Annotated in this window: 18 protein-coding genes; 5 read left to right on the top strand and 13 right to left on the bottom strand. The window is 35.2% G+C overall.

The features are described 5' to 3' along the window. The first annotated feature begins 85 nt into the window (after positions 1-85). Entirely contained in the window at positions 86-538 is a 453-nt protein-coding gene (locus BG05_RS17690) for a hypothetical protein (RefSeq protein WP_002012998.1), read from the top strand. 51 nt (positions 539-589) lie between these two features. On the opposite strand, the gene BG05_RS31115 is transcribed toward BG05_RS17690, so the two are convergent. Then, a complete protein-coding gene (locus BG05_RS31115; protein WP_002085081.1) occupies positions 590-775 on the bottom strand; it encodes a hypothetical protein in 186 nt (61 codons plus the stop codon). A gap of 126 nt (positions 776-901) precedes the next feature. Then, complete coding sequence (locus tag BG05_RS17685; protein WP_002127751.1) at positions 902-1351, bottom strand: DUF6884 domain-containing protein; 450 nt, start codon at positions 1349-1351, stop codon at positions 902-904. Positions 1352-1670: 319 nt separating this feature from the next. Between BG05_RS17685 and BG05_RS17680 the strand changes: the two genes are divergently transcribed. Then, positions 1671-1859, top strand: coding sequence for a DUF4017 family protein (locus BG05_RS17680; RefSeq protein ID WP_002012993.1), 189 nt, complete (start codon positions 1671-1673; stop codon positions 1857-1859). A gap of 129 nt (positions 1860-1988) precedes the next feature. Here the strand turns inward: BG05_RS17680 and ppaC are convergent, their stop codons facing one another. From ppaC to BG05_RS17660, 4 genes are all read right to left on the bottom strand, one after another. After that, on the bottom strand, positions 1989-2918 hold the full coding sequence (gene ppaC / locus BG05_RS17675; RefSeq protein WP_002032629.1) for a manganese-dependent inorganic pyrophosphatase: 930 nt from the start codon (positions 2916-2918) through the stop codon (positions 1989-1991). A gap of 151 nt (positions 2919-3069) precedes the next feature. Further along, positions 3070-3735 carry a lytic polysaccharide monooxygenase gene (locus BG05_RS17670; protein ID WP_002127752.1) on the bottom strand — a complete coding sequence of 222 codons (666 nt, stop codon included), beginning with the start codon at positions 3733-3735 and terminating at the stop codon, positions 3070-3072. A 437-nt stretch (positions 3736-4172) separates the two neighbouring features. After that, positions 4173-4688, bottom strand: a complete 516-nt coding sequence (locus tag BG05_RS17665) for a DinB family protein (RefSeq protein WP_002168219.1) — start codon at positions 4686-4688, stop codon at positions 4173-4175. Positions 4689-4943: 255 nt separating this feature from the next. After that, complete coding sequence (locus tag BG05_RS17660; protein ID WP_002012989.1) at positions 4944-5447, bottom strand: GNAT family N-acetyltransferase; 504 nt, start codon at positions 5445-5447, stop codon at positions 4944-4946. Positions 5448-5552: 105 nt separating this feature from the next. Here BG05_RS17660 and BG05_RS17655 point away from each other — a divergent pair, with 105 nt between their 5' ends. Beyond that, complete coding sequence (locus BG05_RS17655; protein WP_003189790.1) at positions 5553-6194, top strand: HD domain-containing protein; 642 nt, start codon at positions 5553-5555, stop codon at positions 6192-6194. Between the two features lies 1 nt (position 6195). After that, positions 6196-6468, top strand: a complete 273-nt coding sequence (locus BG05_RS17650; protein WP_033713265.1) for a P-loop NTPase family protein — start codon at positions 6196-6198, stop codon at positions 6466-6468. A gap of 54 nt (positions 6469-6522) precedes the next feature. Here BG05_RS17650 and BG05_RS17645 read toward each other — a convergent pair whose 3' ends face one another. The 7 genes from BG05_RS17645 to BG05_RS17615 all read right to left on the bottom strand — a co-directional run bounded on the left by BG05_RS17645 (position 6523) and on the right by BG05_RS17615 (position 14206). Next, a complete protein-coding gene (locus tag BG05_RS17645; protein WP_002168216.1) occupies positions 6523-6888 on the bottom strand; it encodes a carboxymuconolactone decarboxylase family protein in 366 nt (121 codons plus the stop codon). A gap of 125 nt (positions 6889-7013) precedes the next feature. Next, positions 7014-8504 carry an alanine/glycine:cation symporter family protein gene (locus BG05_RS17640; protein ID WP_003189786.1) on the bottom strand — a complete coding sequence of 497 codons (1491 nt, stop codon included), beginning with the start codon at positions 8502-8504 and terminating at the stop codon, positions 7014-7016. A gap of 132 nt (positions 8505-8636) precedes the next feature. After that, the gene (locus BG05_RS17635; protein WP_003189783.1) at positions 8637-10121 is read right to left on the bottom strand and encodes an aldehyde dehydrogenase family protein; all 1485 of its coding nucleotides are present in this window, start codon (positions 10119-10121) and stop codon (positions 8637-8639) included. 18 nt (positions 10122-10139) lie between these two features. Then, positions 10140-11036, bottom strand: a complete 897-nt coding sequence (gene dapA / locus BG05_RS17630; protein WP_002127763.1) for a 4-hydroxy-tetrahydrodipicolinate synthase — start codon at positions 11034-11036, stop codon at positions 10140-10142. A 22-nt stretch (positions 11037-11058) separates the two neighbouring features. Continuing rightward, entirely contained in the window at positions 11059-12000 is a 942-nt protein-coding gene (locus BG05_RS17625) for a proline racemase family protein (protein ID WP_016120361.1), read from the bottom strand. Next, entirely contained in the window at positions 11997-13034 is a 1038-nt protein-coding gene (locus BG05_RS17620; protein ID WP_001257535.1) for a proline racemase family protein, read from the bottom strand. The genes BG05_RS17625 and BG05_RS17620 overlap by 4 nt, the downstream gene beginning before the upstream one ends. Next, a complete protein-coding gene (locus BG05_RS17615) occupies positions 13031-14206 on the bottom strand; it encodes an NAD(P)/FAD-dependent oxidoreductase (protein ID WP_003189778.1) in 1176 nt (391 codons plus the stop codon). Before BG05_RS17615 ends, BG05_RS17620 begins: the two co-directional genes overlap by 4 nt. A 182-nt stretch (positions 14207-14388) precedes the next feature. Here BG05_RS17615 and BG05_RS17610 point away from each other — a divergent pair, with 182 nt between their 5' ends. Then, positions 14389-16050 (top strand): sigma-54 interaction domain-containing protein, encoded by a 1662-nt coding sequence (locus BG05_RS17610; RefSeq protein ID WP_003189777.1) that lies wholly within the window; start codon positions 14389-14391, stop codon positions 16048-16050. Positions 16051-16074: the final 24 nt, after the last annotated feature.

Raw genomic sequence — 16074 nt, 5'->3', positions numbered from 1 at the left:
ATCAGTAACTCTCTAACTTTCATCTCCTTCTAAATATATATACCCAAGCATACTTTAAAATAAAAACATTGGAGGATTAGGCTGAATGAAATATTCAGAATCAATCGTAAGTAAACGGCTTCGAAAACTTAAAACAACTGGTATGTTTTTTATACTATTTTTAATCGCCTGGCTTGGTTATACAAAATTCCTTTATGGAAATGGTTTTCTTCTAGAAAAGAAAAATTCAGTTGAAGTAATGAATACTAGCGTTACTGGAGAAATAGAAAAGAATTTCGATGTAAACTTACAAGGTTTTCGTAAAACAAACCTTGATACACTTATAGATGCTAGTAAAACCGATCCTAGCGAACTATCCTTAATTGAACTTATCAACACATCTTGTTCTAAAGATTGCATTGGCGAGCCTTTAACTTACGTTAAATCAAACCACGGATATATCTTTTATAAGGAATCTAATGGTACTAATGTAGCTTTAAAGATTATAAAACAGGATTCATGGGAAATTGAAAAAAAATCTGTTCAAGATGGAATTTAAAAGGTTTATACACAAAAAGAGTACTTACTTCGAAGTACTCTTTTTAAAATATTACCACTTACGACATTTATCATCATCGTCGTCACGTTTACGATTGCGACGGCAATCATCACAATCACAGTCACGTTTACGTCTACAACCACAATCATCACAATCTCTGCGTCTACATCTTCCAAACATTAAATCATCCCAAAATCTATTACAATCTCTGCGTCTACAACCACAATTATTACACATGAATATGACTCTCCCCTCAATAGCGTTCATCATATTCTATGTTTAAAAACGTAAAAAGGCTTGTTTACTAGTCTATTTTAAATGTATTAATTTGGTATAATTTGAATCTATATTACTAATTTATCCCTATACTTCCTTCTGCGCTTCCACTGCCCCATTCAACCTCTGCAACATATACCCAATTCCTTTACACCCTTCTAATGGATATGTAATGATTTCTTCTGGATATAGCTTCGTCACAACTTTTTTATGCTTCTTCCCTGCAAGTAATACTATTTCATCAAACTGAAGTAAATCTTTATCAATCATCTGTTGTTTTAATTGATCTATGCTAATAATCTCATTACTATTTGAATCAAATGCAAGATCATAATTTCCCTTTACAATATCATTTGGTCTTAAAAATCCATGCTTTGCTGATAATATAACCCAATTCTCGAAAAACTCAGTTGCATACGCCTGACATGCTTTTCCGAATGGACTAATATATACATCTTTTGCCTCTGCCTCTCTGTAATCTGAGTACTTATCCCAAATTTTCTTCTTTCCGCATGGAATTATGCATAACCTTTTCATCGTTATTTCTTACCTCGATTCTATATTTCTTATGAAATATCAATTTTTCAGTACATTTTTTTACAGAATACTATATACTTATCTCGAAAGATAAAATTACATTATATCCTATATTTGGTTTAATTTATTTCAGAACAGTCTATTAAGCATATGTATTATTACATAAACACACCGTACTAAAGTCACTTTCATACAGCATGCAGACTCCTCATCCTTTAGTGAATTTGTAAAGATTTCGTAAAATCAAGTACACTTAATCTCCCAATCTCTATTCAATAGCACAATATATAAATATAGTATAAAAAGGAGGTGAACAACTATGAAAAATATACTCCCAGCATTATTAGCTTATATTATTGTTTGTATCATCGCGATTATCATTCCAGCATCTGAGGGCTATAATACTGTAGGTTGGAAATTCTTTGTTGGGCAAGCGTACGCAATACCTATTTTCATTATTGCAGCTATTATCACATTTTATATAAATAAGAAACGATCTTATGAATAAATGATAAGAAGGATAGCTATTGCTATCCTTTTTTATTTCCATCCAATAGGCTCTTCTGTAATTTTATAATAAAAAGGACAAGTAGCCAATATGACTACTTGTCCTTTCTTTTATCCATACTCAATAATATTAAGCTTGGAATGTTTCTGTTAATACAGGAACGATTTGTTTTTTACGAGATACAACACCTTTTAAAGTAGCTGTGTTGTTTTGTAATGTTACGTTGTAAGCTTTCTCAACAACGTTTGTTGCTTTACCAATCGCAAGACCAACAGAATCGTTAGTTAAGATATCAGTTACAACGAATAAGAATAGGTCCAAACCTTTTTCTTCTACTACTGTAGTGATAACTTTTTCAAGTTCTGCTTGGTGTACAAGAACGTCGTTTGTATCAACAGCGTTTACTTGTGCGATTTCAACTTTCGCGTTACCCATTTGGAATTCTTTAGCGTCAAGAGAGATTAATTGCTCCATTGTTTTTCCGCTTAAATCAGCACCAGCTTTTAACATTTCTAAGCCGTAGCTATCTGCATCTACACCAGCGATTTCCGCTAATTCACGAGCTGCTGCTACGTCTTGTTCTGTGCAAGTTGGAGATTTGAATAGTAAAGAATCTGAAATGATTGCAGATAACATTAAACCAGCAACTTCTTTACGAATTGTAACGCCATTTTCTTTGTACATTTTGTTTAAGATTGTAGCTGTACATCCAACTGGCTCACAACGGTAGTAAATAGGATCGCTTGTTTCAAAGTTAGCAATACGGTGATGGTCAATAACTTCTAACACACGAACAGATTCGATATCGTTAGCACTTTGTTGACGCTCGTTATGGTCAACTAAAATAACGTTGTCCACTTCGTTTGCTACTGTCTCAACAAAACGCGGTCCTTCTACTTTAAAAGAGTCTAACGCAAATTGAGTTTCACCACTGATTTCGCCTAAACGTACAGGCTCAGCATTCATTCCTAATTCTTTTTTCAATTCTGCATAAGCAATCGCAGAACAAATTGCATCTGTATCTGGGTTTTTATGCCCGAAAACTAGTACTTTTTCCATGTTTTCCACCTCTTCATGAAAAGGATATCTTAAAGAAGCAAATATGACAATATTTTAGACACATTTTTTTATAAATAATTGCAGTTTCTTCTATATTTTTCATAAAAAAAATCATCTAAAATGAATTAGATGATCAAAATGTATATTTAATTTAAAATAGTTTAGGAACTTGCACTACATTGTTAAAAGCAAAATTGGAATTTAAACCATTATTCACAAGGTTCACATCAATAACTTGATAAAACGCATTTCCAGTGTCCGCAATCTCCCAAACAGCTAAAATAAGATGGTAGCCATTACGGTCAGTTGGTACATTTGCTTCATGCGTTACTGTTGTCCCCGGTCTAACTCCGCCATCATTTTTTACATAGAACGGCACTAAATCTAAACTAGACCTTGTTAAAGGCATATTTGGATTCCAATCCTTCTTTGTAATGTAGTATTTCCATTCTTTCGTACTATGAGGAGCGGTTAGTTTCCACTTGAATGTATTCATCCCGCCGTTTAACGTAACTTTCTTCCACCTATCAACTGCTTGAACGTCTAAAGCAGGAAAATGGCCAGCTCCTGCGATTTGTCCATCAGAAGGTCCTAATTGCGGAAAACCCCCTATTCCTTCTACACTTTGTGGTTCATATTGAACTGGACCGCAATTTACATTTACCCCTTGCTTACATAAATAAGATCGGCTCGCTGGTGATTCTACATACCCATGAGCTGAAGCCTTTTCTGAAAATCCAAATGTTAATAACCCCGTAAGTAATATCCCGCCACTTAATATAACCTTCTTCACCTTTTGTAAACTTGTCTTTTTCATTCTTTCATCCCCTTCCCAAAAATGAAATGAAAATAACTATAGTTGCCTAGTCATCTTCTCTACATCCATTATAAGTGGAAGAGTATTACTAAAAGAACCCTCTAAAAACTTTCTCAAATTCTTCTAGCTACAAAAATATCAATTCTTCACGCATTTTAATTACCAGTTATCAAATCTATTATTTATTTTGTCGTTTTACTGTTAAATACTTATAACACCGTCTGAAAATACAAACGGCGTTAAAGTAGTTAATAATTACTTACAATTATATATCACAGTGTAGCTTCGAAAAAAGTTTGATTACATTAACTCTATAAACCTAGATAAAATAATACAAAGAAAAAGTGTGTTTTGAAAAAGATTGATCTAAACACGCTTTAAATATACTCAATTAAACCATTCGTTTATAAATAAATTACGAAATTGGCAAAGGTAGTCTAGTTATCAAATAGCCCTCTCCCTCTCAGATTTGCGGAAACTGGCTCCTTTCCTATCTCACGTGCCCATATAGATAACTGGCCGATATGGTGGATTTCATGGACAATGACATGACGTATTATCTCTCCGTGTGTACATTCAATGACTCGGCGCCTGATTGGGGCGTCTCTAGAGCTAATCGGTTCTTCATTGAAATCAGTTTCTGAAAGTTTCCGAGAATCCATTTCATTTGTCCAAGAGGTCACAAATGGCTTCACTTTCTCGTGGTATTGATCCGAAAGATTTTTCACTTTTTGCAAGCTAGCATAATCTTCAAACAATGGCTCCTCAGGCACTGGTTCACCTCGCAAACCTAAGATCCACATATATTCCACATCTACAATGTGAAATAGGGTATGTAGTATACTGCCGAACCCACCGACCCGTTTCTTTACCAGTTCTTCAGCCGACATGTCTTCGCACAATGTAAACCAATCATCACGAACTTGCCAGTTATATTGAAACAGTTTCAACATCACAGCAACCTCCATCTTTTAGATTAACATTTAATATTCACCAAAAGACTTCAAAATTCCTATTTAAATAATACCTCTTATAAACCTATTAAAACCTTATACAAATTGGCCCTCAAATTGAACATTCAATATAAAGTTAATGAATGAAAAGAAAACCCCTATTATACAGGGGTTTATCAATCTTTTTATAAATCAATACTCAGACCTAATAACAACTTTGTGGTTTGAAAATATCCTTCTTTTTAAATAAAAATACTAAATCATTTTATAATAAATAACCGTTGCATCTAACTCACCATTCGGAGAAATTGCATACCCCGGTATTTTACCGGATTCTTGAAAGCCTAATGACTTGTACAATCTATTGGAAGAATCTCCTTCTCTAGTATCTAATACTAAAAGAGATCTGTTTTCTTGCTTTGCCCGTTCTTCTGCTTTTTGCATAAGTAAACGCCCAATACCATTTCGTCTATAATTCGGATGAGTCATTAACTTGCAAATTTCAGCTCTATGTATCCCATTAGGCTTTGTAACTAAATGTAATTGAATACTCCCTGCCACTTCATTGTTTATTTTAGCAACATACAATATCACTTCTGGTGCTAATACAGTTTGCCAATAATTTGTTGCTTCTTTTTGTTCCAGTGGAGGTAAAAAACCAATTGACGCCCCATCATTTACTACAGTTTTCAACAGTTCAGAAAGCTCTTCAATGTCTTCATCAAGTCGTTTAATTTCTTCTATTACTATACTTCGCATTCCTTTTCCCCCTTTTGTTTCATTGTAACAACTTTTAAAGAAGGAATAATGAAATTCTAAGATGAAATTATTAAATATATGATTTTTTAAAGAAAGGATACCTATATGAAATATATATTAGATAGGACATATGCAAGAGAATTACTCCAGTGGGCATATGAACAAAACCCAGGTCCGTGGTTCGATCATTCACGTAATGTTGCCCTTGCAACTGAAAAGATAGTTGTTGAACTTATTAATAATGGGTACGACCTAGATGCTGATATAGCATACAACGCTGCCCTCCTGCATGACATAGGAAGATATAAAGGTTTTACTAAATCTGTTATTCATTCCTATGATGGTTATATGTATATGAATGATTTAGGGTATACAGGAAACGCCATTATATGTGTGACGCATTCATTTCCTTGCAAAAATGAGCATTTAGATATCGCGGCAGAGTGGAGCATTGTTCCTGATTATATGGAAAGCCGATTAATTGAAATATTGAATGAAAACAGTGACTACGACTTATACAATAAGGTGATTACCCTTTGTGACGCACTTGCTGATGCGGAAGGCTTTACTACTCTTGAAAAAAGATTGGTTTCAGTTGGTTTACGTCATGGCACAACCTCTCATACTTCTTTACATTGGAAGGGATTCTATGCAATTAAGAAAGAATTAGAATCTTTAATTGGTAAGAGCATATACACACTTCTCCCTAATATAGAGACATCGATTTATAAAAATATAGAATATTAAAATGGGATTTGACTTGATAGAACATAAAGGTAACTTTGATTTTGGATATGAAGACATTGCGGGTATATCTCGGAAATGTAAATTTTCTAATTGTTCGCATACAAATGAACCACACTGTGCAGTAAAAAAAGCTATCTCTGACGGCATACTTTCTGAAGAAATATTTAATAGTTTTTATAGAAATTTAAACGAGGCACACTATGTTTCTAAACAGAGTAATAAAACAAAAGCTATCGACTATATGAAACAATTGAAACTCTTTCAAAAAAATTAGACTAAACTAGAAAGTCCCCCTTAAAAGAATATTTTAAGGAGGGCTTTTTCTTGTTTAATGATTTTGATGTTTCAATTCCACCAGACATTCTTGTACTAAGGTTACTGCCTGACTCATTGCAGCTCCCCCAGCAAACGCGGCTGAAACACCACAAGCTTCTAAAATTTCTTTATCAGAACATCCTTGGTCAATACAGCCCTTCGTATGATAAATCGTACAATATTCGTCTTGTGTTGCTAAACTAATCCCTAATGCAATGAGCTGCTTTTCTCTTTTAGTTAATGTACCCTCCTGAAAACATGCTTGTGTAAAAGCGTTATATGTTTCTGCAATTTCAGGGATTTGTTGCGTAAAATTCCCTATACCTTCTTTATAATCAAGTAATACATCATTTATAGAGCCATATTGTTGATTTTCCATCGTATATCCTCCATTCATTTTATTCACACTTACTTTAGTATGAGATAAAATAAAGGACATATACAAATATTTACTTTAAAAAATAGAACGAATTTTCAGTTTATTTCACTTTTAAATTTGCACATCTACAGTTTCAGCCCATTATCTACTGACACTTTTTCTTTAGAATTTTTCCTTTCAACCTCTTTACTTCTTTCTTCCCAAAATGTTAAACCTTCAATTCCCACATTTTTAGGATCAAACACTGGATCTTTCCCTTCTTTTTTCTGCGTTTCATAGTCTTTTAACACTTTTAATGCCGTTTTACTTAATAATAGAATCGCGATTAAGTTTAACCATGCCATACTACCGATTCCTAAATCTCCAAGGTTCCATAATAGCGAAGCTGATTCTACGCTACCGATGTAAACCATAATTAAAAACCCAATTTTCAAAACTGATTTTAACCAGCTATATTTGAGGTCACGATCTAAATAAGTGATTGTCGTTTCAGCGATATAGTAGTACGCGAGTAAAGTTGTAAATGCAAAAAAGAAGATTGCGATTGAAATAAATAATGGACCAAATCCTGTCATAACAGTTTCAACTGCTTGTTGTGTATAGATTGGACCTGCATCTACATTTCCCATATTCTTTACAATAGCGCTTTTCCCTTCAGGTATTACATTATACATACCTGTTATTAATATCATAAGAGCTGTCGCTGTACATACTACAATTGTATCAATATATACAGAAAACGCTTGAACTAGCCCTTGTTTTGCAGGATGAGATACTTCAGCAGCGGCAGAGCTATACGTTGCTTCTCCAACACCAGCAACATTTGAAAATACAGCACGCTTTACACCCCATGCAATAGCTGCGCCGACGATGCCGCCAAACATTTCATTTACACCAAAAGCACTTGAGAAAATTAAAGCAAACATACTTGGAATTTCCGTTACATTCGCAATTAATACGATACATGTAACAATTACATAACCAATTGCCATAAATGGAACTAGCATTTGAGAAACGCCCGCAATTCTCTTTACGCCACCAAAAATGATAGCTGCTAATAATACGACTAACAATATACCAGTTATATATTTGCTAATACCATTTGAATTTTCAAATCCAACTGCGATACTACTCGATTGAATACCTGGTAATAAAACGCCATATGATAGTGTTACAACGACCGCTACAATGACCGCAAACCATTTCATTTTCAAGCCTTTCTCAATGAAATATGGCGTACCACCACGGTATTCATTGCCTACTTTACTTTTATATACTTGTGCTAATGTTGATTCAACAAATGCACTAGCTGCTCCTAATAATGCCATCACCCACATCCAAAATACAGCTCCAGGTCCGCCGAAAGCGATAGCTGTCGCTACTCCTGCGATATTACCAATTCCAACCCTACCTGATAACGCCAAACAAAATGCTTGAAAGGATGATATCCCAGTCTCCGAGCTCTTCCCTTCAAATAATAGTTTAATCATCTCCTTAAAATAGCGAATTTGTAAAAAACGAGTTGCAATTGTGAAATACACTCCTGCTCCTAATGCAAAAACAACTAAGCCAATACTCCAAACTTGCCCTACTAACCATTCTACTAATTTCTCCATCCAAATCCCCCTTATAATTCTTTTAAAAAAGTAATTTTATATATAAGAAAACGGACAACTATTATTAAACCTTCCAGTTGTCCGCATCTCTCATTATTTCATCCCTCTATTTATTAACAGTTAGACTCTCTATTACTTTATATTTACCCAAACACTTTTCACTTCTGTATAGTTATCAAGGGCGTATGAACCTAATTCACGTCCGATACCAGATTGCTTATATCCGCCAAATGGTGCAGCTGCATTTTCTAAGTTATAATCATTAATCCACACTGTTCCTGCCTTTAATTTATTGGCAACTTGATGTCCGGTTTTAATATTTTGTGTCCATACGCCCGCAGCAAGCCCGTAAGACGAGCGATTTGCTCTTTCAATTACTTCTTCTGTCGAATCGAACGGGAGTACAACGACAACTGGTCCGAAAATTTCTTCCTTAACGATTGTCATATCGTCTGTAACATTTGTGAATACTGTTGGCTGTACAAAATAACCTTTTTCAAATGCACGTTTACCACCAGCTGCAACAGTAGCACCTTCAGATTTTCCTTGTTCAATGTAATTTAGCACACGCTCTTGTTGTTTTTTAGATACGAGCGGTCCCATTTCAGTTTCCGCCTCCATACCTGCCCCTAGCTTCACGTCATTCGCCATTTTTACAAGTTCATTTACGACTATTTCATAATGCTTCCGATGAACGAAAACTCGAGATCCTGCGCTACAATTTTGACCATGATTATACATAATGCCTTGGAACGCACCGTTAATCGCTTCTTCTAAGTCAGCGTCTTCTAAAATGATGTTTGGTGACTTACCACCAAGTTCTAACGTTACATGTTTAATTGTTTCTGCAGATTGACGCATAATATATTTCCCTGTAACTGTTGAACCTGTGAAAGCTACTTTATCAATATCATGATGGTTTACAATTGCCGATCCTGCTTCAGGACCGAAACCTGGTACAAAGTTTACGACACCGTTTGGAAAACCAGCTTCTTTAAAAAGCTTCGCTGTATATAGTAAAGATAAAGGTGTTTGCTCTGCTGGTTTTAATACAATCGTACAACCCGTCGCAAGAGCGGCTCCCATTTTCCAAGAAGACATAACGAGCGGAAAATTCCACGGGATAATTTGACCTACAACGCCAACCGGTTCATGGCGTGTGTAATTTAAATAGTCTTTTGAAATTGGAATGGTTTGACCAATAATTTTTGTAGCCCATCCCGCGTAATAGCGGTAATTTTCTACAGTCGCTGAGATATCATCATCAAGTGCTACTTGATATGGTTTTCCATTATCTAAAGCTTCCAGCTGTGCTAATTCTTCTCTATGCTCTTCAATTAAATCTGCTAATTTATAAATAAGGTGTGCTCTTTCAGCAGTAGTCATCTCTGCCCACGGGCCTGATTCAAAAGCAAATCTTGCCGCTTTTACTGCGACATCAACATCTTCTTCTTGCGCTTCACATACGACTGCTAGAACATCTTCTGTTGCTGGATTGTATGTTTCAAACGTCTTTCCACTTATTGAAGAAACAAATTCACCATTAATAAACATTTTAATTTCTTCATTTAAAAACGCTTTCACTTTTGGTTTCAGCTCAATGTTTGTCGTTAACATATATACTCTCCTCCTTATTTAAACAGCTGCATGAGCTGCAATTTCTAGTAAAATAGCTTGAAGCTTTTGATCTTCTTCTTCAGTTAATCCTAATCTCGGATAACGTGAAGGTCCTCCGACTTGCCCATGTAATTCCATTGAACGTTTAACGATTTGCACATACTTTCCTGATCCTTCAAGAAACTCACAAAGAGGTAAAATAGCATCGTTCATTTCCCACGCTTTTTCTAATTCACCATTTTGAAAATGCTCATACATTTTCGTAACGAGTCCTGGAACGATATTTCCGGCTACTGAAACCCATCCCGATGCACCAACTAAATAAGATTCCATAACTAAATCTTCAGATCCGCAGAAGACTTGGAAAGCACCTTCACCTTGTCTTACTAAATCTCTCGCTTTTCGAATATCTCCGCTAGATTCTTTAATATGTGTAACATTTTTACACTCTTTTCCAATACGGAGCATTAACTCTGTGCTCATATCAACACCAGAAGTAAATGGGTTATTGTATAGCATAATTGGTATATTTACAGCGTTTGAGATTTCTTTAAAATGAAAATAAATCTCCTCTTCCTTCGGTTTACAATAGTAAGAGTTTATAATTAATGCGCAATCCGCTCCGTGCGCTTCTGCATGTTTCGTATATTCAATCGTTTCTTTCGTCGTCTCTGCAGCAGTTCCAACAATGACAGGAATACGGCCATCAACTTCTTTTAATACTGTTTCTACCATGTTAAATCGTTCTTCTTTTGATAAACTAACAAATTCCCCTGTACTTCCATTAATAATAATTCCAGCTACCTTTTGCTCAATAAAGTAGTTTACGTTTTGTTTTACGCCTTTCCAATCAATCTCTTGAAATTCATCCATCGGTGTTATTAATACTGGAAATGCCCCTTTAATTTTTTGCATCTTTATCTCTCCCTTTAACATATTATTTTAATAAGAAACCTGTTGGAAACGGATCAGTAGGATCTAATATAAATGTTTGCATACCTGTAATAAACCCTCTACTTTCAAATCGAAAAATGTATCCGAGTTCTTCTTTCTTCACTTTTTCTACTGTTATAAAGCTGTTAAAAATACTTTCATTTCTAAAAGGTTTATCCGCTATATAATCATTTTTAAATAATGTATGAACATAAGACACAATAGTAGAAACAAAACCTGGTGAACGTACTATAAAGTTATCTTCATGAAATGTAATCGACTTTATATGGTTCTTTTCTTTTTGCATAGAATCTACTAAAATAAGTCTTTTTATTAATGACTGTTTTTGTATAGTTTGAAGTGTAGCTTCACCCCATTTTTTTAATTTAGAGATGTTTTCAATACTGATTTCTGGCGAATACGTATCTTTTTCTACAACTGCATATACTTTATCTGCCTGTATGAGAGAGTAACTTATATTACCAATCTTTAAATTTTTCTCAATCATATAACATAGTTTGCTTTCAATCGAAACAGATACAACTTCATCATTCTCTACATATGCATCGACTGAAAATATGCCAGATAGCGTTTCGATTTTGTATTGATTAGACTCTCTCTTTTTTAAATACCCGCTTTCTAGTAACATCGTTATTACTGCGACAATGCCTCCGTAATGAAGAGGAATGGATCCTTCATGATTAAAAAACAATACAGCTGCATCCACTTCATTATGAATAGAAGGAACGACAATACATCCATTTAAACCGATAAAACCACGTGGTTCATTTAATAAAAGCTTCATTTCTTCTGCTAATTCACCTGAAAATTGTTCATTTAATTGCTCCAAACTGTAATAGTATTTGCATGGTACGTCTTTCATTACACGAAACGCCTCGCCATTTACGTGTACGTCTACTGCTGTATACATTTTTTGAATGTTCATTTTACATCCTCCGTTTCATGTTCCATCGGCGGAATTAGCAAAAAGCCTTCTTTAAGTGGATCCTTTTCATTGTAAAAAAATCTATGCATACCCATAAGCCAAGCTGATCCCGTAATTTTCGTTACTACAGCTTCAATATTTTCTACATATGTTGTATTCATAACACACCCTTTAAATAAAGAACCTACAATACTCTCATGAACAAATTCTTCATCGATATCAATTTTTTTATGAGCATATAATACAGCTAACTTCGCTGATGTTCCTGTGCCGCATGGAGATCGATCAATTCCTCCTGGCGGAACAACAACTGTATTTTTCACATGCGCACTTTCATGAGTAGGATCTGTATAAAATTCAACATGTGTTAATCCTCTTATAAACGAATACTCTGGATGAATGATTTCAAACTTCTCATTAATTGTATTTCTAATATGAATAGCCTTATCAATGATTGTAGATGCGTTTTCTGGTACTAACTCTAAACCTACTGACTTCGCATCGATAATGGCATAAAAATTCCCTCCATACGCAATATCAGCCTCTACAGTTCCAATTTCTTCGACGTGTACAGAAATATTTTTCAGTAAAAAAGCTGGTATGTTACAGAAGGAGACTTCTTTCGCTTTCCCATCTTGAACAGAAATATCTACTTCAACTAAGCCAGCTGGTGTATCTAGCTTTAAAGAAGTAACCGGTTCAATTACTGGAATTAAACCTGATTCAACTAAAGCTGTACATACACCGATTGTATCGTGGCCACACATCGGCAAATATCCACCTGTCTCTATGTATATAACACCTATATCAGCTTCAGGATGACACGGATCTGTTAATAGTGCTCCTGACATTACATCATGACCACGTGGCTCATTCATTAACAATTTACGAATCCAGTCATACTCCTTTTTCATATGTAACATCTTCTCTGCCATCGTCTCCCCAATTAACTTAGGAAGTCCGCTAATTAATGTCCTCGTTGGATTCCCGCCCGTATGTGTATCAATCGTCGTAAAGACTCTTTGTGACCTCATCCGTTTAACACCCTTTCTGTAAAACGACTCAAACGAAGTTGTTCAATAGGAATGATTGTTTCTTTGTCATTTAATAACTCTTCAATTACTTTCCCGGTTACTGCTGCAAGACTAATTCCATCACCTTCATGTCCTGCTGCTATAAAGTAGTTCGGAATATGTTCCACTCGTGAAATTATCGGCAAATGATCTTCTGTCCACGGGCGTAATCCAGCATATGAACGAATCACCATCATATCTGCCATTTTCGGATAAAAACGAATTGCTCTATTCGCAATACATTTAATAACCTCGTTATTTATCTTCGTATGAAAACCTACAAACTCTCTACTACTACCAATTAAAAAATTTTGGCTTTCTGTCGGTTCAAATACAAGTGCCACCCCATACTTTTCAGTTAAAGCATCCACTTTTCGTTTTCCACCAAATTTAGAAATTAAATAACCAAATTCCATTACTTTACGGCAGCCAACGTGTTGTTGCCTTGAAGCTACAATAATATGTCCCTTTCTCGGTTCAATTGGGATATTCACATCTAACATTTGTCCGATTTTAGGAGCCCACACACCGGCTGCGTTCACCACTTGTTTCGCAGTAAACGTTCCATTTGTCGTTTCTACAATAAAGGAACCGTCTATATCTATTTTTATTTCTTTCACTTCTGTATGATTAAAAGCTTTCGTACCAAATTTCTTCGATTCTGTAAGAAGTGAAAAAGCAAGAAGATATGGATTTACAGTCGAATCAGTTGCGCATTCTAAACCACCTAATAAATCATCCGCAAAAAATGGTGATTCCTCTCTTATATCTTGCCTATCAAGCATTCGAAATGGTAAACCAGCCTCTTTTTGACGATTTACCCATTGCTGCGCTGCCTCCATCTCTTCGTCTGATTCACAAACGAGAATACTTCCTGGCGCCCTATATTCAAATGAATGCTCCAACTCTTCACTTAAATCCGTTACTAATTTTTGACTTACTAACGACATTTGACTATCAAACCCTGGGTCTTTATCAATAGCCAAAATGTTCCCATCACACCGTGAAGACGTCCCACTGACAAATTCTCCTTTTTCGATGATTGTTACGTCTCTTCCGTATTTTGATGTGTAGTACGCGATAGAACAGCCTATAATACCACCGCCTATTATTAAAACGTCACAGTGTCTCACATAGCACCCCTCCTTTCTCCTAAATCTCTCACTTTCTATTTATGCAATTGGTGTGCCAACTCTACATACAGAACTATTTATATGAAATAATTTTTATTTGTAAAAATATTTTAAATTTATCGTAAATAGGTGTATTATTTTTTTATCACTGTCTAAATTTTTATACATAATAGGAGGGCAATATGGCATTTTCATTCCCAACAATAAAAGAGTTAATAAAAATTTTGTCAATTGATTGTACAAGTATCGTTAAGCGCATGAAACAGGTAGGTGAAAAATTTTATTACCTCCATTCACCTACTGAGGAATGGAGGTGCGCAGTTATATATGAAGATGACTCTTTCACTACTTTAATCGACGCATTTTCTCATGAACTAGCCGTTGTCATCATTAAAGAAAATCAAGAGCCTTTATGCTGTATAACTGCTCAGCAAATGATTCCTTTTCTTTATAAGTATTACAATGAACTACTAGCTTTTTATAACACTGTTATTCAAACGTCTGATTCTTCTGTTACAGTCATCGACGATAAAGAATGCGTTCGTACTTGGACAGATGGCGCTGAAAAGATTTTTTCAGTGAACCATAATGAAATTATCGGACAACCCATTACCCGTTTTTTTGATTATAAAGATTTAGAAATTCTGCAATCATTACATGACGGAAAAAGCATAATTGCTCAGTTCCATCAGCCACGTCCAGATTTGTTCGTATTAATTAATTCAAACCCAGTTTATTGTAACGATGAAATTATAGGAGCAGTCGTTTCTGAAACTGATGTTACAAATCAAGTCGCTTTGAATGAAAAACTATTTAATATGTCGCATGAAATGCACCGATTAGAACAAGAAGTAGCAAAATATAAAGATACATCCGATCCTTTCCTTGCGATGAATGGAAAAAGCCCTGTTATACAAAGAACGATTCAATTAGCTAGAAAGGTTTGTTCAGTGAAATCCACGGTTTTAATACTCGGAGAAAGCGGAGTTGGAAAAGAAGTGTTTGCGAAAGCAATTCATGAAGCAAGTGAGACAGCAAATGCCCCTTTCATTTCAATTAACTGCGGCGCAATCCCAGAAGCGTTATTTGAAAGTGAATTATTTGGTTACGAGCGCGGGGCTTTTTCTGGTGCAAATAGTAAAGGTAAGAAAGGTAAAATAGAACTCGCACAAGGTGGTACTTTGTTCCTCGATGAAATAGGTGAAATGCCGCTCGATATGCAAGTGAAGCTTTTACGTGTACTGCAAGAACGAAAGTATTACCGAGTTGGCGGAGAAAAAGAAATAAATATTGATTTCCGCATTATCGCTGCTACAAACCGTGATTTACAAGAAGAAATGAGAAAAGGAACTTTCCGAGAAGATTTATACTATCGCTTAAATGTAGTTAGCTTGCTTATTCCACCGCTGCGCGAAAGACGAGAGGATATTATCGAATTGACGTACTCCTTTTTAAACGATTTTTCAATAAACTATAACAGGCCTATTCGAGACTTACCTTCAAATATTATGCATGAACTACTTCATTACAATTGGCCTGGTAATATTCGCGAGCTCCGAAACGTAGTTGAAAGACTCGTCGTATTTGCGACAGACGGCATTATTAAACAAGAATATTTACCATTTCATACAAATGAAACTTTAGACAATCATACAGCTCAATCCCTATTACTCAGCAACAATAATACGATTCTTTCTTTACAAGAAGAAATGGATGAGCACGAGAAAAAGGTAATTGAAAGAGCTTTACGCATTTTAGATGGTAATAAATTAGAATGTGCGAAACAACTTGGCGTAACGAGGGCCACTTTATATAACCGTTTAAAAAGACTAGGGTTACAATAACCCCTCTCCTCCTCTATATTGGCA

This window comes from Bacillus mycoides, from assembly GCF_000832605.1.
Classification (GTDB): domain Bacteria; phylum Bacillota; class Bacilli; order Bacillales; family Bacillaceae_G; genus Bacillus_A; species Bacillus_A mycoides.
This window is presented reverse-complemented; position numbering and strand designations above follow the sequence as displayed.

Coding starts and splice junctions, on each gene's coding strand:
- BG05_RS17690 (WP_002012998.1), top strand. CDS start 86: ATGAAATATTCAGAATCAATCGTAAGTAAACGGCTTCGAAAACTTAAA.
- dapA (WP_002127763.1), bottom strand. CDS start 11,036: ATGCAAAAAATTAAAGGGGCATTTCCAGTATTAATAACACCGATGGAT.
- BG05_RS17685 (WP_002127751.1), bottom strand. CDS start 1,351: ATGAAAAGGTTATGCATAATTCCATGCGGAAAGAAGAAAATTTGGGAT.
- BG05_RS31115 (WP_002085081.1), bottom strand. CDS start 775: ATGTGTAATAATTGTGGTTGTAGACGCAGAGATTGTAATAGATTTTGG.
- BG05_RS17640 (WP_003189786.1), bottom strand. CDS start 8,504: ATGGAGAAATTAGTAGAATGGTTAGTAGGGCAAGTTTGGAGTATTGGC.
- BG05_RS17680 (WP_002012993.1), top strand. CDS start 1,671: ATGAAAAATATACTCCCAGCATTATTAGCTTATATTATTGTTTGTATC.
- BG05_RS17610 (WP_003189777.1), top strand. CDS start 14,389: ATGGCATTTTCATTCCCAACAATAAAAGAGTTAATAAAAATTTTGTCA.
- BG05_RS17620 (WP_001257535.1), bottom strand. CDS start 13,034: ATGAGGTCACAAAGAGTCTTTACGACGATTGATACACATACGGGCGGG.
- BG05_RS17650 (WP_033713265.1), top strand. CDS start 6,196: ATGGGATTTGACTTGATAGAACATAAAGGTAACTTTGATTTTGGATAT.
- BG05_RS17660 (WP_002012989.1), bottom strand. CDS start 5,447: ATGCGAAGTATAGTAATAGAAGAAATTAAACGACTTGATGAAGACATT.
- BG05_RS17645 (WP_002168216.1), bottom strand. CDS start 6,888: ATGGAAAATCAACAATATGGCTCTATAAATGATGTATTACTTGATTAT.
- BG05_RS17635 (WP_003189783.1), bottom strand. CDS start 10,121: ATGTTAACGACAAACATTGAGCTGAAACCAAAAGTGAAAGCGTTTTTA.
- BG05_RS17655 (WP_003189790.1), top strand. CDS start 5,553: ATGAAATATATATTAGATAGGACATATGCAAGAGAATTACTCCAGTGG.
- BG05_RS17665 (WP_002168219.1), bottom strand. CDS start 4,688: ATGTTGAAACTGTTTCAATATAACTGGCAAGTTCGTGATGATTGGTTT.
- BG05_RS17625 (WP_016120361.1), bottom strand. CDS start 12,000: ATGAACATTCAAAAAATGTATACAGCAGTAGACGTACACGTAAATGGC.
- BG05_RS17670 (WP_002127752.1), bottom strand. CDS start 3,735: ATGAAAAAGACAAGTTTACAAAAGGTGAAGAAGGTTATATTAAGTGGC.
- ppaC (WP_002032629.1), bottom strand. CDS start 2,918: ATGGAAAAAGTACTAGTTTTCGGGCATAAAAACCCAGATACAGATGCA.